Source organism: Mesorhizobium sp. EU05-FHT14A09 (genome assembly GCF_058790995.1).
The window spans coordinates 38,774-62,836 of record NZ_JBYTDF010000001.1 but is presented as its reverse complement, the minus strand read 5'-3'; the positions used below and the strand labels follow the sequence as shown (position 1 = coordinate 62,836).

At 63.2% G+C, this 24,063-nt stretch carries 24 protein-coding genes; 9 read left to right on the top strand and 15 right to left on the bottom strand.

The window, feature by feature from the left end:
* Nucleotide 1: 1 nt before the first annotated feature.
* The 11 genes from AC3WTO_RS00265 to phnG all read right to left on the bottom strand — a co-directional run bounded on the left by AC3WTO_RS00265 (nt 2) and on the right by phnG (nt 9,064).
* Nucleotides 2–727, bottom strand: a complete 726-nt coding sequence (locus AC3WTO_RS00265) for a DUF1045 domain-containing protein (RefSeq protein WP_492459994.1) — start codon at nt 725–727, stop codon at nt 2–4.
* Nucleotides 727–1,545 (bottom strand): phosphonate ABC transporter, permease protein PhnE, encoded by an 819-nt coding sequence (gene phnE / locus AC3WTO_RS00260; protein ID WP_492458685.1) that lies wholly within the window; start codon nt 1,543–1,545, stop codon nt 727–729. Before phnE ends, AC3WTO_RS00265 begins: the two co-directional genes overlap by 1 nt.
* Nucleotides 1,546–1,731: 186 nt before the next feature.
* Nucleotides 1,732–2,724 carry a phosphonate ABC transporter substrate-binding protein gene (gene phnD / locus AC3WTO_RS00255; RefSeq protein ID WP_492458684.1) on the bottom strand — a complete coding sequence of 331 codons (993 nt, stop codon included), beginning with the start codon at nt 2,722–2,724 and terminating at the stop codon, nt 1,732–1,734.
* A gap of 26 nt (nt 2,725–2,750) precedes the next feature.
* The gene (gene phnC, locus AC3WTO_RS00250) at nt 2,751–3,602 is read right to left on the bottom strand and encodes a phosphonate ABC transporter ATP-binding protein (RefSeq protein ID WP_492458683.1); all 852 of its coding nucleotides are present in this window, start codon (nt 3,600–3,602) and stop codon (nt 2,751–2,753) included.
* Between the two features lie 126 nt (nt 3,603–3,728).
* Nucleotides 3,729–4,427: a DapH/DapD/GlmU-related protein gene (locus tag AC3WTO_RS00245; protein ID WP_492458682.1), complete on the bottom strand. Its 699-nt coding sequence runs from the start codon at nt 4,425–4,427 to the stop codon at nt 3,729–3,731.
* Nucleotides 4,428–4,429: 2 nt separating this feature from the next.
* On the bottom strand, nt 4,430–5,137 hold the full coding sequence (gene phnL / locus AC3WTO_RS00240; protein ID WP_492458681.1) for a phosphonate C-P lyase system protein PhnL: 708 nt from the start codon (nt 5,135–5,137) through the stop codon (nt 4,430–4,432).
* Between the two features lie 9 nt (nt 5,138–5,146).
* Nucleotides 5,147–5,905 carry a phosphonate C-P lyase system protein PhnK gene (gene phnK / locus AC3WTO_RS00235; protein WP_409934620.1) on the bottom strand — a complete coding sequence of 253 codons (759 nt, stop codon included), beginning with the start codon at nt 5,903–5,905 and terminating at the stop codon, nt 5,147–5,149.
* Nucleotides 5,906–5,958: 53 nt separating this feature from the next.
* Nucleotides 5,959–6,888 carry an alpha-D-ribose 1-methylphosphonate 5-phosphate C-P-lyase PhnJ gene (locus tag AC3WTO_RS00230; RefSeq protein WP_492458680.1) on the bottom strand — a complete coding sequence of 310 codons (930 nt, stop codon included), beginning with the start codon at nt 6,886–6,888 and terminating at the stop codon, nt 5,959–5,961.
* Nucleotides 6,885–7,994 carry a carbon-phosphorus lyase complex subunit gene (locus AC3WTO_RS00225; RefSeq protein ID WP_492458679.1) on the bottom strand — a complete coding sequence of 370 codons (1,110 nt, stop codon included), beginning with the start codon at nt 7,992–7,994 and terminating at the stop codon, nt 6,885–6,887. Before AC3WTO_RS00225 ends, AC3WTO_RS00230 begins: the two co-directional genes overlap by 4 nt.
* 3 nt (nt 7,995–7,997) lie before the next feature.
* Nucleotides 7,998–8,609 carry a phosphonate C-P lyase system protein PhnH gene (phnH, locus tag AC3WTO_RS00220; protein ID WP_492458678.1) on the bottom strand — a complete coding sequence of 204 codons (612 nt, stop codon included), beginning with the start codon at nt 8,607–8,609 and terminating at the stop codon, nt 7,998–8,000.
* Nucleotides 8,609–9,064 carry a phosphonate C-P lyase system protein PhnG gene (phnG, locus tag AC3WTO_RS00215; protein ID WP_492458677.1) on the bottom strand — a complete coding sequence of 152 codons (456 nt, stop codon included), beginning with the start codon at nt 9,062–9,064 and terminating at the stop codon, nt 8,609–8,611. The genes phnH and phnG overlap by 1 nt, the downstream gene beginning before the upstream one ends.
* Nucleotides 9,065–9,167: 103 nt before the next feature.
* On the opposite strand from phnG, the gene phnF reads away from it, so the two are divergent.
* Complete coding sequence (phnF, locus tag AC3WTO_RS00210; RefSeq protein WP_492458676.1) at nt 9,168–9,905, top strand: phosphonate metabolism transcriptional regulator PhnF; 738 nt, start codon at nt 9,168–9,170, stop codon at nt 9,903–9,905.
* Between the two features lie 319 nt (nt 9,906–10,224).
* On the opposite strand, the gene AC3WTO_RS00205 is transcribed toward phnF, so the two are convergent.
* A complete protein-coding gene (locus AC3WTO_RS00205) occupies nt 10,225–11,982 on the bottom strand; it encodes an ABC transporter permease (protein WP_492458675.1) in 1,758 nt (585 codons plus the stop codon).
* A 97-nt stretch (nt 11,983–12,079) separates the two neighbouring features.
* Nucleotides 12,080–13,117: an ABC transporter substrate-binding protein gene (locus tag AC3WTO_RS00200; RefSeq protein ID WP_492458674.1), complete on the bottom strand. Its 1,038-nt coding sequence runs from the start codon at nt 13,115–13,117 to the stop codon at nt 12,080–12,082.
* 377 nt (nt 13,118–13,494) lie between these two features.
* On the opposite strand from AC3WTO_RS00200, the gene AC3WTO_RS00195 reads away from it, so the two are divergent.
* Nucleotides 13,495–14,451, top strand: coding sequence for a Rossmann-fold NAD(P)-binding domain-containing protein (locus tag AC3WTO_RS00195; RefSeq protein ID WP_492458673.1), 957 nt, complete (start codon nt 13,495–13,497; stop codon nt 14,449–14,451).
* A gap of 13 nt (nt 14,452–14,464) precedes the next feature.
* Here AC3WTO_RS00195 and AC3WTO_RS00190 read toward each other — a convergent pair whose 3' ends face one another.
* On the bottom strand, nt 14,465–15,592 hold the full coding sequence (locus AC3WTO_RS00190; RefSeq protein WP_492458672.1) for an aminotransferase class I/II-fold pyridoxal phosphate-dependent enzyme: 1,128 nt from the start codon (nt 15,590–15,592) through the stop codon (nt 14,465–14,467).
* A 221-nt stretch (nt 15,593–15,813) separates the two neighbouring features.
* On the opposite strand from AC3WTO_RS00190, the gene AC3WTO_RS00185 reads away from it, so the two are divergent.
* The 6 genes from AC3WTO_RS00185 to AC3WTO_RS00160 all read left to right on the top strand — a co-directional run bounded on the left by AC3WTO_RS00185 (nt 15,814) and on the right by AC3WTO_RS00160 (nt 22,394).
* Entirely contained in the window at nt 15,814–17,250 is a 1,437-nt protein-coding gene (locus AC3WTO_RS00185; RefSeq protein ID WP_492458671.1) for an aldehyde dehydrogenase family protein, read from the top strand.
* 164 nt (nt 17,251–17,414) lie between these two features.
* Nucleotides 17,415–17,885, top strand: coding sequence for a cupin domain-containing protein (locus AC3WTO_RS00180; protein ID WP_492458670.1), 471 nt, complete (start codon nt 17,415–17,417; stop codon nt 17,883–17,885).
* Between the two features lie 11 nt (nt 17,886–17,896).
* The gene (gene argH / locus AC3WTO_RS00175) at nt 17,897–19,411 is read left to right on the top strand and encodes an argininosuccinate lyase (RefSeq protein ID WP_492458669.1); all 1,515 of its coding nucleotides are present in this window, start codon (nt 17,897–17,899) and stop codon (nt 19,409–19,411) included.
* Between the two features lie 112 nt (nt 19,412–19,523).
* On the top strand, nt 19,524–19,823 hold the full coding sequence (locus tag AC3WTO_RS00170) for a (2Fe-2S)-binding protein (RefSeq protein ID WP_492458668.1): 300 nt from the start codon (nt 19,524–19,526) through the stop codon (nt 19,821–19,823).
* Nucleotides 19,824–19,825: 2 nt separating this feature from the next.
* The gene (locus AC3WTO_RS00165) at nt 19,826–21,259 is read left to right on the top strand and encodes an FAD/NAD(P)-dependent oxidoreductase (protein WP_492458667.1); all 1,434 of its coding nucleotides are present in this window, start codon (nt 19,826–19,828) and stop codon (nt 21,257–21,259) included.
* The gene (locus AC3WTO_RS00160; protein ID WP_492458666.1) at nt 21,243–22,394 is read left to right on the top strand and encodes an NAD(P)/FAD-dependent oxidoreductase; all 1,152 of its coding nucleotides are present in this window, start codon (nt 21,243–21,245) and stop codon (nt 22,392–22,394) included. Before AC3WTO_RS00165 ends, AC3WTO_RS00160 begins: the two co-directional genes overlap by 17 nt.
* Nucleotides 22,395–22,421: 27 nt before the next feature.
* On the opposite strand, the gene AC3WTO_RS00155 is transcribed toward AC3WTO_RS00160, so the two are convergent.
* The gene (locus AC3WTO_RS00155) at nt 22,422–22,967 is read right to left on the bottom strand and encodes an Lrp/AsnC family transcriptional regulator (RefSeq protein ID WP_492458665.1); all 546 of its coding nucleotides are present in this window, start codon (nt 22,965–22,967) and stop codon (nt 22,422–22,424) included.
* Between the two features lie 124 nt (nt 22,968–23,091).
* Between AC3WTO_RS00155 and AC3WTO_RS00150 the strand changes: the two genes are divergently transcribed.
* On the top strand, nt 23,092–23,991 hold the full coding sequence (locus AC3WTO_RS00150) for a LysR substrate-binding domain-containing protein (protein ID WP_492458664.1): 900 nt from the start codon (nt 23,092–23,094) through the stop codon (nt 23,989–23,991).
* Nucleotides 23,992–24,063: the final 72 nt, after the last annotated feature.

Here is a 24,063-nt window from a genome sequence, read left to right as displayed (position 1 = left end):
CTCAGGCAGACTTTCTGGCTTCAAGTGGCCGCAACGGCCGGTAGGAATGCACGGTGAAGGGCGCGCCGGCTTCACGCTCGATGAACAGGGCGAGCCCGTCGATGGCGAACGGTCGGCCGGTGAACGCCTCGAAGCGGCGTTCCAGTGCCGGCTGCACCCGCGCCAGCATCTCCTCGGGCAGACGCTCGCTCAGCGTCATGTGGAAACGGAATTCGTCCATCACGAAAGGATAGCCGTGGCGCCTGAGATAGGCGGCCTGGCGCGGCGTGAGCCGGGATGGATCGCGCCGCTCGATCTCGGCTTCGGTGAGCGCGGCCCGCACCGGCGCGAAATGCAGGACGGCATCGGCTGCAAAGGCGGAGAGCTGGTATTCGGTTTCAGTGGGCAGCAGTGCCAGAAATGAGCCAAGCTGTCCGAGCGGACCCAGCGGCCCGATCCGCAGGCCTTCGATGAAGAAGGATGTCGTCTTGGCGCAGAAGCGGTCGAAGCTCTCCTCGAGATCGGCCAGGCCGATGCCATCGGCGAGCCGGAACGGCGCGACGATGGTGCCGTGGAAGCCATACCGACGGGGTTCGCCCGTCAACCTGGAGACTTCCTCAGCCGGCAAACCGTCGAATGAAGGCGGGACAAGCAATTCGTCCGTGAAAGCATCGCGGCCGAGCCAGTTGGACGCCGCCTTGGTCAGCGGGTCATCCTCGGAAGGCGTGAAGTAGACTGCGTAGCGCATCACAGGAACAGCTTTCGCAACTGCTGCGAGATGACGTCGATCAACGACACCGTGACCAGCATGATGATGAGCATTGCGGCGGCTTCGGGGTAATAGAAACCACGGATGCTTTCGAACAGCACCTGGCCGATGCCGCCGGCGCCGATGACACCGAGCACGGTGGCGGCGCGCACATTGGATTCGAAGCGGTAGAGCGCATAGGACATCCACAGCGGCATGACCTGCGGCACCACGCCGAAGATCACCTCCTGCAGGCGCGTCGCGCCGGTGGCGCGGATCGCCTCGACAGGGCGCGGATCGATCGCCTCGACAGCCTCGGAAAACAGCTTGGCAAGGATACCGGTGGTGTGGATGAACAGCGCCATGACGCCGGCGAAAGGCCCGAGACCGACGGCGACGACGAACAGCACCGCATAAACGAGTTCATGGATGGAGCGGAACAGGTCCATCAGACGACGCACCGGCTGGACGATATACCAGGGTGCCATGTTGGAGGCCGACAGGATGCCGAACGGCACCGCCAGGATCGCCGCCAGGAAGGTGCCCCAGAGCGCGATCTGGATGGTGACCAGCATCTCCTGCAGGTAATAGCGCCATTCCCCGAAATTCGGGTGCGAGAAGCCGGCAGCGTATTGCGCCATGTTGCCGGCATCGGTGAAGAGATAGGTCCAGCGAAACATCTCGGCCGGTGCCCAGCTCCAGATCAGAAGCACAGCCAGACCGATCCAGCTGACGGCAGTCCAGACATCACGGGTCCAGTCGCGCCCGATCTCAGGGCGTGGCTTGTCGGTTTCACCGATATGCGTCGTTTGGGTCATCGTCATTCTCGCTGGAGCATGATCCCGAAAAGACGTTTTCGGTCAAAGATCATGCGACAAAACAAAGACATGGAGCGGGTTCGTCCTCTGCTCCGGTTGTGCCGGGCGTTGATCCGCCCGGCACTCCTGTTCAGGCTCGGCGCATGCCCTCGAAAGGCCATGCCCATCAAGCCGGCCGCGAGCCGATCAGCTCTGGCCCTTGGCCTTGATCTTGGCTTCGTAGCCGGCCTTCTCGGCTTCGATCTTCTCGATCTTGGCCTTCTTGTCGGCGTCCGAGAGGTTGGCGTCGGCTTCGATCTTGGCCTTGGCCTTGGTCAGCTCCATGACGCGGATCGGCAGCAGCTGATCGTTGTCCGAGGCGCGGAACGGCGCCCACTGCAGGCCAGCCAGGATTTCCTTTTCCTTGGCGACGTCACCCTTCGACTTGTCGGTGCCGTAGGTCAGGATGAAGTTCTTCAGCTTGTCCTTGGTCGCCTGCGGCAGTTCCTTGCGCCAGACGATCGGATCGGACGGGATCAGCGGCGACTTCCAGATCACCTTGATCTTGGCGAAGGCCGCCGGCTGGTTCTTCTCGATGAGGGCGAGGTTCTCGGTGTTGTTGGCGGCCGCGTCGAGCTGGCCGTTGGCAACGGCCATCGCGTTGGTCTCGTGGTTGGCGTTGGTGACCGCCTTGAAGCAGTTCTTCGGGTCGATCTTGTTCGCCGCGAAGACGAAGGTGGTCGGTACCAGGAATCCCGAGGTCGAGTTCGGATCACCGAGGCCGAAGTTCAGGGTCTTGTCGCACTTCAAGAGGTCTTCAACGGTGTTGAGCTTGCTGTCCTTCGGTGCCAGGATCAGCGACCAGTAACCGGGGTTGCCGTCGACCGAGACGGTCTGGGCGAAGATCTCGCCGTCGGCGCGATCGACCGCTTCCATGGCCGACTTGTTGCCGTACCAGGCCATCTGCACCTTGCCGAAACGCATGCCTTCGATGACGCCGGCATAATCCGAAGCGAAGAACGGCTTCACATCGAGGCCGGTTTCCTTCTTCATGTCGGCGAGGAAGGGCTCCCACTTTGGCTTGAGGTTCTGCTGGGATTCGGTCGAGATGATGCCGAAATTGATCTCCTCGGCATAAGCGGCACCGGTGAGGGTGAAGGCGATCGCCGTGGCGGCGATGGCCTTGAGCATAGCGTTCATGTCAACGTCTCCTGTTGGTTTTCTGTTCAGGCGAAAGCCGGCGCCATGTCCGGGTTCTTGGTGGTTGCAGGTTCCGGATAGTCGGGTACGAAATCCGGAACAGCCTCGGGCAGGATCAACTCCTCGGAATTCGAGCCGTAGAGTTCGACCAGGGTTCTGTGGGTAAGCCTTGTGGACGGGCCGTCGAACACGACGCGGCCGTCCTTCAAGGCGATGGTGCGCGGGCAATAACGACGCGCGTATTCGACCTGGTGCAGCGACACCACGCAGGTGATGCCCTCCTCGCGGTTGACGCCGGCCAGCACTTCCATGACGCGGCGTGCCGAAGACGGATCGAGCGAGGCGATCGGCTCGTCGGCAAGCAGGATGTTGGAGCGCTGCACCAGCGTGCGGGCGATCGCCGCGCGCTGCTGCTGGCCACCCGACAGGGTCGAGGCACGTTGCCAGGCGACTTCCGGAATGCCGACCTTGGCCAGCGCCTCGCGGGCGAGCCGCTTTTCCTCGGCGCTGAACAGACCCAGCGTGCCGCGCCACACCGGAATGCGGCCGAGATTGCCGATCAGCACATTGGACAGAACGGAAAGCCGGTTGACCAGATTGAACTGCTGGAAGATCACGCCGATGTTGCGGCGAAGCCCACGGGCGCCACCCGAGAGCCGGCCATTGTTCTGCAGGCTGGCGCCGAAAATCTCGATCGTGCTGGAGCCGGTCTGGCCGGTCTCCAGTCCGCAGATGTGGCGCAGCAGCGTGCTCTTGCCGGAGCCGGAGGCGCCGATCAGCGCAACCATCTCGCCCTTGCCGATATCGAGGCTGACATTGTCGAGTGCGCGCTTCTTGCCAAAATTCTTCGACAGGTTTCGTATGCTGATGGCGTTCATGAAATCGCTCCTGGTTTGGGCCTTTGGCCCCAGCACCAATTGAGTGGTCGTCGATGGACGCGAGTTGCTTGCTTGTCCGGACATGCGACCGCGACCGGCAAGGCCGCGACGCCCAGCCGGAATTGGTTACCCGGTTACTGCTTGTCGATGACGGTCCGATGTACCGTTCATGTCAGCTGTGTGACCATTCACCGATATCGGACTGCCGGACCGGTCTTCGTAGCGTTCGAGGAAAGCTTCGGCGCTCAGGTTGCGGAAATCGTCGAGTGCGGCGCGCAGGCTGGCGTGATCCCAATCCCACCAGGCCAGCGCCTGCATGCGTTCGGCAACCGCCGGCTCGAAACGGCGGCGCATGAATTTAGCCGGCACACCAGCGACAACCGTATAGGGCTCGACATCCTTGGTGACGACGGCACCTGAACCGACGACGGCACCGTCGCCGATGGTCACGCCGGGCAGGATGGTGACGCCGTGACCGATCCAGGTGTCGTGGCCGACCACCACGCGGTTGGCGCGGCGCGCGGCAAAGAAATCGTCCTCATGCGCGGCGTCCTCGAAATAGTCGCCGGCCCGGTAGGTGATGTGATGCAGCGTGGCGCGCGACATCGGATGGTTGGTGGCGTTGATACGCACGGAGGCGGCTATGTTGGCGAACTTGCCGATGGTCACGCACCAGGTCTGGCCGTTCGGCATGATGTAGGAATAGTCGCCGAGCTCGGTTTCGATGAGCCGGCAACCCTCGGTCACTTCCGTGTAGCGACCGAGGGTGCAGTTCTCAAGGCGGGCTGTCGGATCGACAAACGGGGTCTCGGAAAGACGGGGCATGGTCAGGCTGCCTTTCGGTCCGGCGCGAAGCCGGTAACGTCGATCACGATGTCGGCGACCGCATTGCGCACGTCGGCGTCGTGGAAGATGCCAAGCAGGGCCACCCCTGCCCGCTTCTTTTCCGCGATCATCTCTACGACGACGGCGCGGTTGGTGGCGTCGAGCGAAGCGGTCGGCTCGTCGAGCAGCAGCACAGGATGGCCGGTGATGAAGCCGCGCGCGATGTTGACGCGCTGCTGTTCACCGCCGGAGAAGGTCGCGGGGGGCAATGCCCAAAGCCGCTCCGGCAGGTTGAGGCGGCTCAACAGGTCGCGCGCTTTCTCGGCAGCCTTGCTGCGATCGACGCCGCGTTCGACCAACGGCTCCGCCACGATGTCGAGCGCGCTGACGCGCGGCACGACACGCAGGAACTGGCTGACATAGCCGATCGTCTCGCGCCGGATCTCAAGCACCGTGCGCGGGGCGGCGCTGGCCAGGTCGACCATGCGGCCACGATGCAGGATTTCGATGCTGCCTTCGTTCACGGCATAGTTGCCGTAGAGCATTTTGAGGATCGAGCTCTTGCCGGCGCCGGACGGGCCGCCGAGCACGGCGCATTTTCCACCTTCGAGCACAAAGGTGGCGTCCGCGATCACCGGCAGCTCGATGCCGCCGCGCAGATGCATGGTGAAGGTCTTGGCCAGACCGGAAACGTTGAGAAGTTGCGTCATCACCGCGCCTCAGACTTGCAGGATCGAAGAAACGAGCAGTTGCGTGTAGGGCGCCTGCGGATCGTCGAGCAGACGGTCGGTCAGCCCATGTTCGATGACACGGCCGTCCTTCATCACCATCATGCGATGCGACAGCAGGCGCGCGACGGCGAGGTCGTGGGTGACGATGATGACGGCAAGGCCGAGATCATGAACCAGGCCACGCAGCAGGTCGAGCAGGCGCGCCTGCACCGAGACATCGAGGCCGCCGGTCGGCTCATCCATGAAGACCAGACGCGGCGCAGTGACCAGGTTGCGGGCGATCTGCAGGCGCTGGCGCATGCCGCCGGAAAAGGCGCGTGGCTGGTCGTCGATGCGGTCGGCATCGATCTCGACACGGCCAAGCCAATCGGTGGCGGTGGCGCGGATGTTGCCGTAGTGCCGGTCGCCGACCGCCATCAGGCGTTCGCCGACATTGGCGCCGGCCGAAACCGTCATGCGCAGGCCGTCGGCCGGGTTCTGGTGAACGAAACCCCAGTCGGTGCGCAGCAGCAGGCGGCGCTCGGCCTCACCCAGCCCGTAGAGGTCGCGCATTTCGCCGTCACGCATCCGGTAGGACACCGTCCCCGTCGTCGGGGCAAGGCGCGTGGAGATGCAATTCAGCAGTGTCGTCTTGCCCGAACCGGACTCGCCGACGATCGCCAGCACCTCCCCCGGCCAGATGTCGAAATCGACATCGGCGCAGCCGATGCGCTGGCCATAATGCTTGCTCACCGACCTGACCGACATCAGCGGCAGATTGTCGGTTTCGACCTCGGAGTTGTCGATCCTCACCGAAACAGTCATGACAGGGCCTCGCCGGACATTTCGCCGCTATGGCCTGCGGCCTGGTCGCCGCTATGGCCTGCGGCCTGGTCGCCGCGATGGCCAGCGGCCTGGCGGCTTTCGCAATGGTGGGTGTCGGAACAGACGAACATGCGCCCGCCGCGATCGTCGAGCACGACTTCGTCGAGATAGACCTGCTCGGCGCCGCACAGGGCGCAGGGCTTGTCAAAACGCTGCACTTCGAAGGGATGGTCCTCGAAGTCGAGGCTGATTACTTCGGTATGCGGCGGCACCGCATAGATGCGCTTCTCGCGCCCGGCGCCGAACAGCTGCAGCGCCGGTGACATATGCATCTTCGGGTTGTCGAATTTCGGGGTCGGCGACGGGTCCATCACGTAACGGCCCTCGACCTTGACCGGATAGGCATAGGTGGTGGCGATGTGGCCGTTCCTGGCGATGTCCTCGTAGAGCTTCACATGCATGAGGCCGTATTCCTCAAGCGCATGCATCTTGCGGGTTTCCGTCTCACGCGGTTCGAGGAAACGCAGCGGCTCGGGGATCGGCACCTGGTAGACCAGCACCTGGCCTTCCTGCAGCGGCGCCTCGGGAATGCGGTGGCGGGTCTGGATGATGGTCGCGTCTTCAGTGCTCGTGGTCGTCTCGACGCCGGCAACCTTCTGGAAAAACTTGCGGATCGAGACCGCGTTGGTGGTGTCGTCGGCCCCTTGGTCGATGACCTTCAGCACATCGTCCGGCCCCAGGATCGAGGCCGTCACCTGCACACCGCCGGTGCCCCAGCCATAGGGCATCGGCATTTCGCGACTGGCGAACGGCACCTGGTAGCCCGGCACCGCGATCGCCTTGAGAATGGCGCGCCGGATCATGCGCTTGGTCTGCTCGTCGAGATAGGCGAAGTTGTAGTTGGATGCTTGGGTGTGCGCGTTCATTCGGCGGCTTCCCTTGTTTCAAGAACCGCCTCGCCGGTGCGCTGCTCGTATTCGGAGCGCATGGTGCGAACCAGACCGAGCTCGGCCTGGAAATCGACGTAGTGCGGCAGTTTCAGATGTTCGACGAAGCCGGTGGCCTGGACGTTGTCGCAATGCGACAGTACGAATTCCTGGTCCTGCGGCGGAGCAACAAGATCCTCACCCAGCTCTTCCGCGCGCAATGCGCGGTCGCACAGCGACATTGCCATCGCCTTGCGCTCGGACTGGCCGAAGACAAGGCCATAGCCGCGCGTGAACTGTGGCGGCGCCTTGGCCGATCCCTTGAACTGGTTGACCATCTGGCATTCGGTGACCTGGACACGGCCGACCGGAACGGCGAAGCCGAGTTCCGGCATGAACACCTCGACATCGACCTCGCCGATGCGGACTTCGCCGACAAAGGGATGGCTGCGCGCATAACCGCGCTGTGTCGAATAGCCGAGCGCCAGCAGGAACCCTTCGTCGCCACGCGACAGCGATTGCAGCCGCATGGCGCGCGACATCGGGAATTCCGTCGGCGTCTGATTGATGTCACCGGGTTCGGACGCGGGATCGATGACGTCGTCGTCCTCGATCAGGCCCTCCTGGCCAAGGATGTCGGCCACGCGCATGACCGGTTCCTGGACACCGCCGCGCAGCGCACCGGTCTCGACCTGCGGATCGCCTTCGAGTTCCTCATCGAGCAGACGATGCGTGTAGTCGAACGTGGGACCGAGAAGCTGGCCGCCGGGCAGGTCCTTGTAGCAGGCGGACACGCGCCGCTCGACCAGCATGGCGCCGGTGTCGACCGGTTCGCTATGACCGAAGCGCGGCAGCGTGGTGCGATAGGCACGCACCAGGAAAATGGCCTCGATCAGGTCACCACGCGCCTGCTTGATGGCGAGCGCCGCCAGCCGGCGATCATAGAGCGAGCCTTCGCTCATGACGCGGTCGACGCCGATGCTGAGCTGTTCGGTGATCTGCTCGAGCGTCAGCGCCGGCACCGACCTGTCGCCGCGCCGGCGATCGGCCAGCAAGCGGTGGGCGTTATCGATGGCGGCCTCGCCGCCCTTGACTGCAACATACATCGATCAGCCCTCCATCTCGACGAGGCGCGCCGAGCGCGGCAGGCAGGCGATGGCATCGCCCGTGGTGAAGATGAGGTCGACGCCGCGCGGGAACCGCTTGCGATTGGCCTTCCACTGGGCGGCGAAATCCCGCGGCAGGCCGCGTGGCGCCAGCACGACACGATCACGGATGCCCGGCCCCTCGAATGTCAGCGGCGCACCCCCATCCAGGCCCGGCAGTTGCAGGATCAGCGTGGCGGAACGATCCGGATATTCCTGGGACCCTTGAGCAAAGCGCTCCAGCGGCGGCATGGTGAGGGGAGCACCGACCAGGGCGAAAGCGACATCGCCACAGGTCGCCATCTCGCGGGCACCGGTGTGGAAGGCAAGCCAGGCGCGCAACGCGGCATGTTCCGCCAGCGAGGCATCCAGCCAGAAGGGGGTATCGGCATCGATCAGCGCACAGGCCACGGCGCCCGCAGCGCGGCCGAGCGGCACTGGCGGCGCCACAACGGTATCGATCTCGACGATTGTCGCAGGCTTCGCCATCGCATCCATGACGGCACGAAAGACGGACTGGGCGTTGAGAACAGGATTGGAGAATCCACCCTCAAGGGCAATTGCTTCGTTCAGCATCAGTCCTCTCCTCGCACCATGGTGAAAAAGTCGACGCGCGTGGCAGCAGTCTGCTGGCGACGCGCCTCATCGACTTGATCGAGTTCGCGCCGCATCGGCTGGATCACTTCGGCATCGATGCGCGCCGCGGTTTCGGCGTTGCGGCAGAGCGCATCGATGATTGCGGAAAGCCGCACCTTGGCGTGATCGCGGCCAAGCGCCATGGCATGACCGACAGAGCCGTCCTCCAGCTTCACGCTGGCGCGGGTGACGGTCGCCTCGCCGACATTGAACGGTTCGCCGGTGCCGCCGACGCGTCCACGCAGCATCACCAGGCCAGCCTCGGGACCACGCAAAGGCGTATGCCTGGGCTGCAGCCCGAGCGTCGCCCACAACGCATTCAGCCGTTCAGTGCTGCAGCGCGCCAGAACCGCCATCCGGTCCTTTCGCGCGGTTTGATCCGCCGTGATATTCATGCCAACCTCAAATTTGTCTATTGATCTAGACAACTAGATAACTTAACTTGTCTTAGACCCGTTGAATGACGGAAGAATGACAACAATGGTGATGTGAGGAAAAATGTCGAAGTCGGCATTGCATCGAGGGGTCGGCGTCGCGCTGTGGCGACAGATCGGCGACGAGATCCGGCGCGGCATCGGCAGCGGTCTGGCCGACGACAACGGCCGCCTGCCGCCCGAAGCCGAGCTGGCGACACGGTTCGGCGTGAACCGGCATACAGTGCGCGCGGCAATTGCGGCCCTTGTCCATGAAGGCGTGCTTCGGAGCCAACAGGGACGCGGCACCTATGTGCGGCGCCAGAGGCGCCTGACCTATCCGATCGGCGCCAGGACACGCTTCTCCGCCGGCCTCGAAGGCCAGGCGCGGGACCGCCAGATTGAACTGCTGGACCATGCGCGCGAGCCGGCCAGCGCCACGGTTGCCGCAGCGCTCGGGCTGGAGACATCCGAGGAAGTCATCCGCCTCGAGATGCGCGGCCTCGCCGATGGCATTCCTGTCTCTCGGTCCACTGCGTGGTTTCGTGCCGCGCAATTCCCCGATATCGCCGACTATTTCGCCAGCACCCACTCGATCACCCAAGCGCTGGCACTGTCAGGCATCACCGACTATCGCCGCGCCTCGACAACCATCGAAGCGCGCCATGCCGACGACACCGACACGCGTGATCTGCAGCTTTCACCTGGCGCCATCGTGCTGGTCGCGCGTGGCATCAATGTCGACAGCAGCGACAAGCCAATCCAGTATTCACAGACGCGTTTCTCGGCCGATCGCGTCGAGCTGACGGTCAGCCCTGGTTAGGCGCTCAGCCCCATAGCATCAGGGCGATCCAGCAGCCGATGATGAAAGCTGCCGCGATCGGAACACCCCAATCCGAAAGGAAGTGTACGGGACGGTTTGTGTCGAAGTGGAGGAATGCCATAGCATACCCTCCTTTAACGGGCTGGATGTCGCCCTCTGCAGCCGAGCCCTGTTTCGGCTGTCGACCTCACGAATTATACACCCAGGTGGCATTCTTCGGCAAACGGATCGTGAACCGGCGCACCGGCTCGAAATCGGGAGTCGATTTTCGGAAGACCGCAAATCCGCGACGGGGGCGAACGCGTCGCTTGGACGCAACTCATCTGGCGAATGCCGCGCCCGAATTGCGGCGGATGAAGGCATAGGCAATTCCGGCAACGATGGTCATCAGGCCGGCCCAGACCAGCCCGAAAGCCGCCAGTTCACCTTCCTGGCCGTTGGTAGCCTTGTCGAACATCGCCACCGCGATCGTCTGCGAGCGCGGCCCTGACAAAAGCACCGAAATCGCCAGTTCCTTGCCTACGCTGAGAAAGACGAACAGCCAGGCCGAGACGATGGCCGGCGACAGCAGCGGCACGACGATGCGGCGAATGAGTTGCAGCGGCGAAGCCCCTGAGATGGACGCTGCCTCCTCGAGTTCGCGATGGATCTGCAGCACGCCCGTATAGGTGTAGCGCAGGCTGAACGGCACCGCCCGGATGACGAAGGCAAGGGCCAGCAGCCAGATCGTGCCGTAGATGGCGAACGGTATCTGCAAGCCGATCTGCATGACAGCTGCCCCCATAACGATGCCTGGAAACAGCATCGGCACGGTGCTGAGCTGATCGAGCATGGAGCTGCCGGGCGCGCGGCGCGCCGTCAGCCAGCCGATGATGATGGTCAGCAAGACCGCCACCGAGGCGGCGACGGCTGCGATGGTGATCGTGTTGGTGGCATATTCGAGATAGGAGCTCTCCTCGAAAACCGCATTGAAATTCTTCATCGTCAGCAGCTTCAGGTTCGCCCACCGCATCGGCGCCATGAAAGGCGTTGCCGCGATCCAGATCAGTGCTGCGATCGGCACCAGCAGTACGATGAAAAAATCGACCAGGATGAACGCGCCGCCGAGCCAGCGCAGACGGCCGAGATCGATCGGGCGCGGTCGGTAACCCTTGCCGGTCACGCTGGCAAACCGGTCGGCATTGCGTGACAGGCGGCCGTACCAGACCATCAGGCACGATATCGCAAGGATCAGCAGGATGGAGAAGGCGCTGGCGTGGTCGAGCTTCGGGGGCACCTCGCGAATGGCGAAATAGATGTCGCTGCTCAGGACGTTGATGTTGCTCGGGACGCCGACGAGAATGGGCACATCGAAAGCCTGCAACGTGTTGATGAAGACAAACATCGCGACCGCTGCCATCGCCGGCCAGACCAGCGGTATCGACACCCGCCAGAACATGGCGAACACCGAGGCGCCGCTCATGCGGGCGGCTTCCTCCATCTCCGCATTGGCGGCACGAAAGGCGGCGGAGAACATCAGGAAGACGAGCGGCATCCAGACGAAGGTCTCGATCAGCGCCATTCCCCAGATCGTGTTGACGTCGAACAGCAGGTCCGCGCGGCCGGTCAGGCTCCGATAGAGATCGTTGAGCGGTCCCGCTCTGCCCAGCACGTAGAGCCACGCAGCCGTGTAGAGAATGAACGGCGTGCCCAAAGAGATGATCGTGGTGAGATAGGCAAGTGCTTTGAACGGCGCGTTGGTCCGCTCGACGATCCAGGCCAGGAAGGCGCCGATGATCAGCACCATCACAGTCGACAGGCCGGCGAACTGGACCGTGTTCCAAGCGCTGACATAGAGGTCCGGTTGCGACAGGATCCGGGAATAATTCTCGAAGGTAAAAGCGCCGCGGGAGCCGTCGGGATTGGCCACTGTCAGGCTGTTGCGCAGCAGGATGAACAGCGGCGGCAGCATCAACGCCGCCATCACCAGGACCATCACCGCACTGATGACCGAGATCGGCCTCCGCTGAAGCGCCGTGAAGACGTTGAGGAAACTCAACGCCTGTCGCCGCCGTGATGCCAGAATGTCATCGCTCATCGTTTCACCTCAGCTGCCACGCCCGCTTTTGTGGTTCCTTGCAAGGAACGGTCACGGAGCCGCCGGGAGCGACCCCGTTGTGGTTTCATGGAGCGAACTAGCCGGCGACGAACAGACGCTTGTAGATCTCAAGCCATTTCGGCAGCTGCTCCTGGTTCATCGAAGGCAGGATCGGGACTGCCGTGAAGCCGCCTTGATCGGGTTTCAGTTCCGGTACCTTGGCCGGCACGTTCGGATCGGCCGGCAGGTAGTTGGCTTCGCGCAGCACGTTCTGCCCTTCAGCCGACAGCAGGTAGTCGAAGAGCAGTTTGGCAGCGTTCGGGTGTGCCGCCCCCTTGACCAGGCCGACCGTCTCGGCGGTGCTGGCCACGGGTCCGATCTTCAGCCATTTGATCGGCGCGCCCTGGCTGGCGCTGATGACGACGTGATGGTTGAGCGCCGTTATCGCCAGTGGGTACTGGCCAAGAATAACCTGATCGAGAGCCTTGCGGGCGTTTCCGGGAACACGGGTGATGTTCTGCTTCGCCAGTTTTTCGAGATAGGCCATGCCGGCCTCTTCGCCCATTGAGATCAGCCGCGCACCGATGAAGCTCGGAGGGCCGGCAAAGTTCTCGTTGTTTTGCCAGACCATCTTGCTCTTCCACTTCGGATCGAGCAGATCCTCATAGCTCTTGGGCTCGTCCTCGGGCTTCACCATGTCGGTGTTGATCGCTACCGTGTAGAAGAACACGCAGCATGAGGCCCAATAGTTCTCGGCGTCCTTGTGCTCCGGCCGATATCGGGCCGTTTCCGGAGAGGCGTAAGGAACGATCAGGTCGGCCGCACGCATGGCCGAGATGGTGTCGCCGGCATTGTCGAAAATATCGATCGTCGGCTTGCCGGCACTTGCCTCGTTGGTCATGCGCAACAGAAGATTGTCCGCATTCGCGATCTCGACGCGGATGCCGTATTTTTTCTCAAAGGCGGCGGCCACCGGCCGAACGGCCTGGTTGACGATGAGGCCGCTCGCCCAGGTAACGGTGCCTTCCGCCTTGGCCGCCTCTATCAATGCCGGGTCGGATTCTGCCCGAGCGCCGGCACTCGCCAAAGACAGCGCGGCGACGATCGCCGTCACCCACAGTTTCGCCTGCAACATTCCGTTCTCCCATTTTTGGACGCGACCATGCCTCGCGCCGGCGCGTTCGAGACGCGCGCGGCGTTTGCCCACGATCAGCAATTCGGTGGCCCTGACCGCCCCTCAGCGGTAGGGAAAACGTGATCTTGGCCAGGGAGTCCGTCAAACGACTAAACGAATTGACTGCTTGAGTTCTCCTCAAGACCGAGCTCGCGGGGAGATGTCTGCGTCCCGCGGGGAAGCGGCTCGGACTTAGGCAAGCCATCCAACTGCCGAGGCTCACAGCCGATGATCGAGGTTCGTGCCTTGTTCGGGAAAAAATGCTTTTGCTGCAAAGCATTCGGCAGAAAATGGCACCGTCGGAAGCTATGATCGATGGTCGGCTTCCGGAGATTGACATGACCGCTGTCGTAGATCTTGCCCAGATCAAAAAGACCCTATCGGGTATCGACGTCGTCGCCGAAATTGAGACGGCATTCAGCCTTTATTCTCAAGGCCTGGCGACAATTCCGCCAGTTGGCGAACTGCTGTTCGAGCAACCACCGGGCGAGATGCATATCAAATACGGCGCCGTGCACGGCGACGGCGTCTTTGTCGTCAAGATCGCCACCGGCTTCTATGAAAACCCCTCCATCGGCCTGCCCTCCTCCGGAGGCGTGGTGCTGGTCTTCAGCGCCAGCGACGGCCGGCTTCTGGCAATACTGCAGGATGAAGGCCACCTCACCGACATCCGCACCGCGGCTGCCGGAGCGGTTGCCGCCAGATGGCTGCTGCCGGCCGAGCTCGATTGCATCGGCATTTGCGGCTCCGGCAGCCAGGCACGGCTACAGGCGCAGTTTTTGCGCGAAGTGACCCCCTGCAGAAATGTACTGGTCTGGGCGCGCAATTCGGAAAAGGCAAAAAGCTGCGCTGCCGATATCGCCGCTCTTGGCTTCAAAGCCACCGCGTCCGGGTCGCCGGCGGAACTTGCCAGGCATGCGCGCCTGATCGTGACCACCACCGCGTCAAAGACGCCATATCTGATGAACGATCATGTCCGGCCAGGAACGCTCATTGTGGCAATGGGCGCCGACACGCCTGAAAAATCGGAAATCGATGCAACCCTGCTCGGCAGGGCGACAACCGTCGTCGCCGACAGCCGCCTGCAATGTTTCGAGCGCGGCGAAATCCATCATGCCATCGTGCGGAGCCTGCTTGCCCCCGAACGCGTTGTCGAGCTCGGCGAGATCATTTCCGGAGCGGATCGGCGTCGACGGCAGGCCAACGACATCTCCATCGTCGACCTCACCGGCGTTGCCGTTCAGGATATCGTCCTGGCCAAGGCCGTGTGCCGGAAGCTCGGTCTCCTGGATTGAACTCTCGCCGGTTTCAAGACATGACGGGGAAATCGTCCTGCAGGAACCGGTCCACCCGCAGCAGGGCGGCGCCGAGATGCTCCGGCTCGCCGCCTATGCCCAGGCGCAGGTGTCCTTCCATGCCGAACCAACTGCCGGCGACCGCAAAAACGCTCTGCGTCTCGCGCAGCCTGCGGCACAACTCCTCCGAGGAAACAGGAAGGTCGTAGCGCAGGAAGGCCATCGCTCCAGCTTGCGGCAGCACCCAGCTGAAAATCCCGGGGTGCGTCGCTATCCAGCGTGAAAGCTGGTCGAGGTTACGGGCAAGAAGGTGACGGTTGCGGGCTACGATCCGGGCGCGCTTTTCCGGCTGCAGGGCATACAGCGCGATCCGTTGCCCGAGCGTGTTGCTGCCGATCGTCGTGTAGTCCTGCCGCTGCATCGCCTTCTCGATGATATCTTGCGACGACACGATCCAGCCGATGCGCAATCCTGCAAGCGCCATCGCCTTCGCCGTGCCGCCGGTTATGACTGTGGTCGGCGCTGTCGCGAAAAGCGTTTCGGTCTCCGGCCCGGCCAGTTCGGCGCCGCGATAGATCTCGTCGGCATGAAGCGCTATGTCGTGGCGTGCGGCAAGCGATGCCAATCCCGACCGTTCTTCTAGGGAAAGCACGCCGCCGGTCGGGTTGTTCGGATTGCATACCGAGATCAGCCTGGTTTGCGGTGTTATCGCCCGGGCCACCTCATCGAGGTCGAGTGTCCAGCGATGGCCGGACAGCCGCAGCGGCACCTGGTGCACTTTTGCGCCCAGTGCTTTTGCCAGTCCCGGCAACTGCATGAAATTGGGTGTGACGATGATGGCTTCGTCGCCGCTTTCGAGCAGGCTCATCACCGCAAGCATGTTAGCCTCCGACGATCCGGTGGTGACAAGGACATTGTCGGCGGTGGCACCGGGATAGAGCGAGGCGATCGCTTCGCGCAATGCCGGCTCGCCTTCGGTATGGCCATAGCCCAGCGGCAATTCGAGCAGCGCTTCGATCTCTTGCGAGTCGAGCAGTTCGCGCAGCGTGAAAGGATGCAGCCCGCTCTCGGTCAGATTGTATTCGACCGTGTTTTCCCAGATCGACTGGCTGCGTTCGAGTTCGAAAAGATCAATGCGCATATCGCTTCCCATCGAGAGTGCGTCATCGGCCGGGCGGCGCGATGTATCAAGAACGCGAGGCTAGTGTCGCCCGCTGCAAGGTTCGGTCGAAGCTTCCAGCACCATGGCAGAATTTGTCCACGCCGCGTCTGGCAATGACAGCATATTCTTCTACGCCCGCGCCATACAGGGGCGCGCGGCACTCGCATTCGGGCGTGCCGCTGTTCACAGCGAGGTCTTGCATGCCACAGGTCAGGAACAACTATATCGACGGCGCCTGGCGTCCGGCCGAGCATTGCAGCGCGAGCTACAACCCATCCGATACAAGCGAGCCGATCGGCCGCTTTGCCACTGCCAGCGCCGACGACGTGAGCGACGCCGTGAGCGCGGCTCGCAAGGCCTTCGCCGACTGGAAGGAAACATCGCCCCAGCAGCGCTTCGATATCCTCGACCGGGCGGCCGACAAGATTGCAGGGCGAACGCAGGACCTGGCGACGCTGCTGTCGCGGGAAGAAGGCAAGACCTTGCCGGAGGCCGTCGCCGAGGTGACCAAGGCGGCACATACGTTCAAGTATTTCGCCGGCGAAGCCGTGCGTCTCGCCGGTGCCAGCCTGCGTTCGGTGCGCAAGGCCGTCGACGTCGATGTCCGGCGTGAGGCGGTTGGCATTGTCGGCCTGATCACGCCCTGGAACTTTCCGTTCTCGATACCCGCCTGGAAGAGCGCTCCGGCGCTGGCCTACGGCAACTGTGTCATCCTCAAGCCGTCGGAGCTGACCAATGCCATCGCCTGGGAGCTGGCCAGCATCCTGCACGATGCCGGCGCTCCGCGCGGCGTCTTCCAGATGGTCATGGGCGGCGGCGACGTTGGCGCGGCGCTGGTCTCCAATCGCGATGTCGACGCTGTCAGTTTCACCGGCTCGGGCGCTGTCGGTGCCATGATCGCGGCACAGGTCGTTGGCCGCGGTGCCAAGCTGCAGCTTGAACTGGGCGGCAAGAACCCGCTTGTCGTTGCCGACGACGCTGACCTGGACAAGGCCGTCGACGCGGCGGTACGCGGCGCCTTCTATTCGACAGGGCAACGCTGCACCGCATCGAGCCGCATCATCGTCGACGCGAACGTCCATGACGACTTTGTCGAACGGCTGGTCGAACGCACAGCCAAGCTGCGCGTCGGGCATGCACTGGATAGTGCGTCCGACATCGGTCCGCTGGTCAGTGCCGCACAATTGCAGCGTGTGTCCCGCTATGCGGAAACCGCACCGTCCGACGGTGCGCGGCACGCGTTCGGCGGTCGCGTGCTTGCGGCGCCGGCGAACGGTTATTATTTCGAGCCGGCGATCTTCCTGGATGGCGCCATGCACCAGAACATCAATCGAGAGGAGGTCTTCGGGCCGATCGTCTCGGTGTTCAAGGCTAGCGACTTCGAGGATGCGGTGCGACAGGCCAACGCCACCGAATTCGGCCTCAGCGCCGGCATCTTCACATCCTCGCACGCGAAAGCCCGCGCCTTCATCCGCGCCAGCAACAGCGGCATGGTGATGGTCAACCTGCCTACCGTCGGTTCCGACTATCACGTGCCGTTTGGCGGCCGTGGTGCTTCAGCCTATGGGCCGAAGGAAATGGGACTGGGCGCGATCGAATTCTTCACCCAGACCAAGACCGCCTACATCGCAGACTAGGCTCTGCTTGCCCGCAACGTGGCGCGACACCTTCTGTCACGACCCCCGGGAAGGCGACAAAAACCGCTCGCCGCGACGAAGGAAACGAAAACTTGTGTTCCGGCCGACAGCCTATCGTCGGCTTCTGACACCGGCCAGCAGGCCGGCGCTTGAAAGGAGCCATGATGTCCAATTCGCCGCGCGTGATCGATCCCGAAAACATCGAGCCGGATACAAGGTCGACTTATCCCGACCATTTGCAGGAGCGGGTCAAGGGACGCCGCAAGCGGCGGCTTGGCTCGCTCGCGGGCCTTGGCAATCTGTCGGCCGTCCATGTCGAGCTGCCTTCGGGCTGTGCGTCATCGCTCAGGGTCTGGCACAGCCATGAGGACGAACTCATCATCGTCCTGAAGGGCGAAGCGACGCTGGTCACCGACCAGGGCGAGCAGTTGGTGCGGGCCGGCCAGGCGATCGGTTTCCCGGCGGGCGAGGCCAACGGCCACCAGATCGTCAACCGCGGCAACACGCCGGTCGTGTTCGTCGAGGTGGCAAGCTTTGCCGAAGCCAATGTATCGACCTATCCAGATGACGACCTGCTGCAGATACCCGATGGCCGCAGCCGCCGCTTCGTGCGCAAGGACGGCACCCCTTATTGAGGCCCGGCACCATGCAATCGAAGGTTTCGCCGCGTCTTGCCGAGCCGCTGGCCCCCGAAATTCTCCAGCTCGTTTTCATGCCACGCATCGAGCGCGAGCTGGGCCATGGCATCGACGACCTGTGCGCGATCAACGAGGCCCATCTCGTCATGCTGGCCAGGACCGGGCTGATCGAACCTGCGGTCGCGCGCGAGCTTGCCGAAGCACTGTCCGGCATCCGGGACAGCGGCGATCATGCGGTTCCGCGCGATCCAGGCCGCGAGGACGGCTACTTCAATTTCGAGGCGCTGCTGATGGCCCGCGCGGGCGCGGATGCGGGTGGGCGGCTGCACGTCGCGCGCAGCCGCAACGATATCAATGCAACACTCGACCGGCTGGCAATGCGGCGGGTGGTTCTCGACCTCCTGGCGAAAACCATCGCGCTGCGCCAGACCCTTCTGCATCGGGCACGCGAATTTGCCGACACCATCATGCCCGGCTACACGCATATGCAGCCGGCGCAGCCGGTCACGTTCGGCTTCTATCTGACAGGCGTCGCACAGGCCCTGGCGCGTGACACCGCGCGGCTGTTCAACACTTATCGCGCGGCGGACTCCTGTCCGCTCGGAGCCTGCGCTTTTGCCGGTACCTCCTTCCCCATCGACAGGCAGCAGGTATCCGACCTACTCGGCTTTGGCGGCATCCACATCCATGCGCAGGATGCCGTGGCGTCACGCGACTACGCCTGGGATGCAGGCGCCGCCGTTCTGGCCATGGCAGCCACTTGGGGGCGCTTCGCACAGGACATGTATGTCTGGGGCACGCAGGAATTCGGCCTTGTTCGTTTTCCCGATAGCATCGCCGGCACATCAAGCATCATGCCGCAGAAGAAGAACCCGGTGGCGGTCGAATATCTGAAGGCCAGTTCCGGTGAAGTGATCGGCGGCCTCACCGCGACATTCTCGATCCTCAAGGGCGGACATTTCAGCCACGCCGGCGACACCGGTCGTTCATCGCTGGCGCCGCTCTGGCCATCGTTGCACCTCGCCGGCAATGCTTTGACGATTACCCGTCTCGTCGCCGAAAAGATCGAACCCGATGTCGAGACGATGCAGCAGCGCGCCGGCGCTGGTTTCTCGACAGCGACCGACCTTGCCGACTGCCTGGTACGCGAAGCGGGCCTGTCGTTTCGTGAGGCGCACCACGTCGTGGCCGATCTGGTCAGGGACGCGCTGGAACGCAGCGTGAAGCCGGGCGAGATCGGATATGGCGACGTGCTCGATGCGATCGCGCGGGTACTGGGCCAGACAATCGACCTGCCGGATGAAGCCGTCCTCCAAGCACTCGACCCAAGCCGTTCGATCGAGGCGAGGCGATCGGCAGGCGCCGCCTCACCAGCCGAGACACGGACCATGATAACGACAGCCCTGGTCGAGGTGGATCGCGATCGAGCCGGGCTCGACGCTCTTCACGTGCATCTCGCATCGGCACGCGGGCGGCTGGAGGCGCAGCTCGAAAAGCTCCGGCAAGTGGCCTCGTCAAACTGATGCTGCAGGCATCCGGTCTTTGGAAGAATCTGTCCGTTGCGACATGCCATTTGGGAAAGTCTGCGGGCAGACGGCCGCTAGTCTGGTGCTGGTATTTCAGAGTTGTGATCCGATGACAGGCAGCAGCGCAGGACAATTCATCCGCTTGGGCGAGGCCGACAGGGCGCCCGTTCATATCCGCATCGATGGCGAGAGCGTCTCCTGTCTCGGCGGCGACACACTGCTGACCGCGATGCTCCTGAACGGGCGTCGGCTGCGTCATTCCGAATTCGGTGACGGACCGCGCGCCGGCTTCTGCAACATGGGCGCATGCCAGGATTGCTGGCTGATGCTTTCTTCAGGAGAACGGGTTCGCGCCTGCACCACCGAAGTCCGCGACGGCATGGATGTCATGACGCGCGAGGCGAGGTGATCATGGCCGGCAATGAACGTATCGTCGTGGTGGGCAGCGGACCGGCAGGTTCACGGGCAGCGGAAACGCTCTATCGCGCCGGCTGCCGCAACCTCACTGTGATCAGCGAGGCGCCGGCAAGCGGCGGCCAGATCTACAGGCGCCAGCCCGCCGGTTTCAAGCGGCCGCCGGCCAGCCTCTATGGGGATGACGCGCCGAAGGCGATACACCTTCACGACATGTTCGATGCCCTGGCCGGTGCAATCGACTATCGACCCAACACGCTGGTCTGGAACATTTTCGATGATGCCGTGCACACCAGCGACGCATCCGGCACGGACAGGGTTGAGTTCGACAGGCTGGTGCTGAGCACAGGTGCGATGGACCGCATCATCCCGATACCGGGATGGACCTTGCCCGGCGTCTTCACGCTTGGCGGCTCGCAGGTCGCACTCAAGAACCAGGCCTGTTCCATCGGTCGCGCCGTGGTCTTCGCCGGCACCGGGCCCCTGCTCTATCTCGTCGCCTACCAATACGCCAAGGCCGGCGCCAATGTCGTGGCGGTGCTCGACTCCTCCTCTTACACCGACAAGGTCCGTGGTGCCGTGCAGATGGCCCGCATGCCTGGCATGCTGCTGCGCGGCCTTGGCTATCGCCGTTATCTTTCGCGCAAGCGCATCATGCTGCGTGAAGGTGTGCGACTGCGCTCGGTCTCAGGTGCCGACAATGTCGAAGGCATCCACTTCAGCGCCGGCGGCCGGGACACGTTCGTGCCATGCGACGCCGTTGGCCTGGGCTTCGGGCTCAGTCCGGAAATGCAGCTTGCCGAGATCGCCGGATGCCGGACGCGCTTCGACGCTGCCAACCGGCAATGGGTCGTTGCTCATGACGGACAGGGCCGTGCAGGCGATGGCATCTATGTCGCTGGCGACGGCAGTGCGATCGGTGGGGCCGATGTCGCCGAACTGACTGGCGAGCGTGCGGCGCTGGCGCTAGTTGCCGATATCGGCCTGCCAGCACCCAAGGCTCGGCTACGCCAGATCGAGCGTGATCTCGGCCGGCTGGCCGCATTCCGAAAAGGCGTCGAGACGAGCTTTCCCTTTCCTGCCGACTGGATCGGCGAGGCGCCGGACGAAACAATCCTGTGCCGCTGCGAGAATGTCACTTTCGGTGAGATCCGGGCTGCCATCGACCGGTTCGAGCCACAGGAAGTGAACAGGCTGAAAGCGCTTGCCCGTCCGGGTATGGGACGTTGCCAGGGCCGTGTCTGCGGACCCGTCCTGGCCGAACTGCTTTCGGCAGCAACCGGAAAACCGCTGGACCAGGTCGGCAAGCTGCGTGGACAGGGACCCGTGAAACCGATCTCCTATGGGCGCACTTGCAGCCAGGCCGACCTGCAGGTCGATGCCTGGATGCGTGATTGCGAAAAGCGTGATGGCGATGACCAAGTTGTTTGAGACGAACGTCATCATCGTCGGCGGCGGCATAGCCGGCGTCTGTTCGGCCTACTATCTCGCACGCAGGGGCGCTCGGGTCAGCCTGTTCGAACGCGGCGCGGTCGGCGCCCAGGCCAGTGGCGTGAATTTCGGCGGCCTGCGCACCAACGGCCGCGCCGAACCTGAACTGCCGCTCAGCCTGCGTGCCCGCAGGCAATGGCAGAAGATCGAAGCGCTTGTCGGTGACAGCTGCGAGACAGAAATCACCGGACATGTCGAGATCTGTGACCGGCCAGAGCACATGGCGGCAGTCGAACAATGGTCGGTCATGGCTGAACGTCATGGCGTCGGTGCGCAGATGCTGACAGGAGCCGAGGTGGCCAGACGATTCCCCTGGATCGGCACCAAGGTGCTCGGCGGATGCTTCGTTGCCGGTGATGGCGCGGCCAATCCGCGGCTGGTCACACCAATATTTGCCATTGCCGCACGCAGGCTTGGCGCCGACATATGCGAGTATGATGCGGTGCGGACTGCCCGCCATGATGGAACATGCTTCCAGATCGAAACCGAATCCGGGACCAAAGCCCGCGCCCCCACCCTGATCAATGCCGCTGGCGCCTGGGGCGCACGTCTCGCGGCGCAGTTCTCGGAAATCTTTCCCCTCGACGTGATGGCGCCGCAAATGGTGGTCAGCGAGCCATTTCCGCGCATGGTCACCTCGACAGTGGACTATCCGGTCAATGGACGCTTCTTCTACGCGCGGCAGATCGGGCGGGGCAATCTGCTGTTCGGACGTGGCCCGGGTCGCGCCGATCTGGACACCGGCCGGGCAAAGTATGTTCCACAGAACCTGTTCGACGCGTCGCGCATCGCCGTCGACGTGCTGCCTTTCCTGCGTGGCCGCAATTTCATCCGCAGCTGGGCCGGCGTTGAAGGCAAGTCGCCGGACTCGCTGCCGTTTCTGGGCAGGAGCCGTGCCGTCGGCGGGTTGATCCATGCCTTCGGCTTTTCCGGACACGGCTTCCAGCTTGGCCCCGGCATCGGCGAAGTGGTTACAGAACTGGTGCTCGACGGCCGTACATCCACACAGATCGAGGGCTTCGACCCATACCGGTTTGAAGCCACGAGGAAACCAATGCAGGCCCAGACTGCCTGAAACAGGACGGCACGAACACGACCGGGATCAGGCGACCCGCCGCAACTCGTCCTGCGATCCCTGCAGCGAAGCGACGGCCGGAGACAAAGGCTCGTTCTTGATCTCGCGCAGCACCACGAAGCTGTCGAAACGCGAGAAGGAGACGTTACCGTCGAGAAGCTCACGCGAGATGGCTTCATAAGCGGCGATATCGCGGCAATCGAAGCGCAGCATATAGTCGTAAGGTCCGCACAGTCCGAAACAGTTGGTGATTTCCGGATGGTGCTTGATACGACGCTCGAAGGTCTGGAAGTCGGCCGAGCCGTGGTTCTTGAGCGACACGGCGGCGAAGACCATGACGTTCGAGTAAAGCCGTGACCAATAGATCTGGGCCCGGTAGCCGCTGATCAGCCCCATCTTTTCCAGCCGGCGCACACGCTTGTGGCATGGGCTGGCAGAGATGCCGACAATCGAGGACAGTTTGAAATTCGTGATCCGGCCGTTCTTCTGCAATTCGGTGAGGATGCGCAGATCGATGCGGTCGACCTTGCCGGGCAGGCCGGCGAATTCCGGTTTCAAAGGCACCATGTTCATTGTGTTTTTCTCCTGACGAGGCTCAACTGGGGGCTGCACGGCGCTGCTGGCCAGTCGGTCTGCTGGGGCTCTGCCAGAATGAGAGGACGCCCTGGGCTTGCAATCGAAAAATGGTAACGCCTGAATGAGCGTCAAACATGCAGAGACCGTCAGACTGCCCTGGCTCAACACGCTGGTCGCATTCGAAGCTGCGTCCCGTTTCGGCAGCCTGACGCTGGCAGCCTCGGAATTGAACCTGACGCCCGGCGCGGTGAGCCGGCAAATCAAGCTTCTCGAGCAATCTCTCGACGTGACGCTGTTCCAGCGCAGCCACAACGCCATCGAACTGACCGACACGGGCAGAGCTTTCCTCGGCCATGTCAGGAATGCGCTGGCCGAAGTGCGCAAGGGCGTGCGCGAGGTTTCAGGCGAGGCCGCCAAACTCACCATACGGGCACCGCTGACATTGACGCAGCGCTGGCTGATCCCAAGGATCGAGCACTATCATCTCGACCATCCGGGGGTCGACCTGCGCTTTCGCACCATCGGAGCGGCGGGCAGCGACCGGATCGACATCGAAATCAGATATGCGCGCAGCTTGCCGACAACCGACGCAGAGGGCGAGCTGTTCCTGGCCGACACCACCGCGCCCATTTGCCGTCCGCAACTTCTGGCTGGATCGACCGCCGATATCGATCCGGCTCAGGTCCTCGATCTGCCGATCCTGCAGGACACGGCGGATGCGTGGTCCTGGCGGCAGTGGTGCAAGGGCGCAGCCATCCCCTTCGAGCCACGGGGTCGCAGCATGGTCTTCGACACCGACGAAGCATCGATCGATGCCTGCCTTTCGGGCCTCGGCGTCGCCCAGGCCAACACTGTCTTCGTCTCCTCCCTGCTGGAAGCCGGCACCATCGTCCAGCTGTGCCCGTCGGTCGAGGTGGTACTCGGAGCCTACTATGCCGTTGTCCATACTCCGGGGCGGGTTCCAGAGGCCTTCGTCACCTGGCTGAAGAGCCAGGGGACCCAGGTGGAGTTGGCAAAATAAACTGCCGGGCAGGACGCCAAACCGGACATTTTTTGCCGCCCGTCGCTGTTCGTTTGACCAAACGTGGCTGTC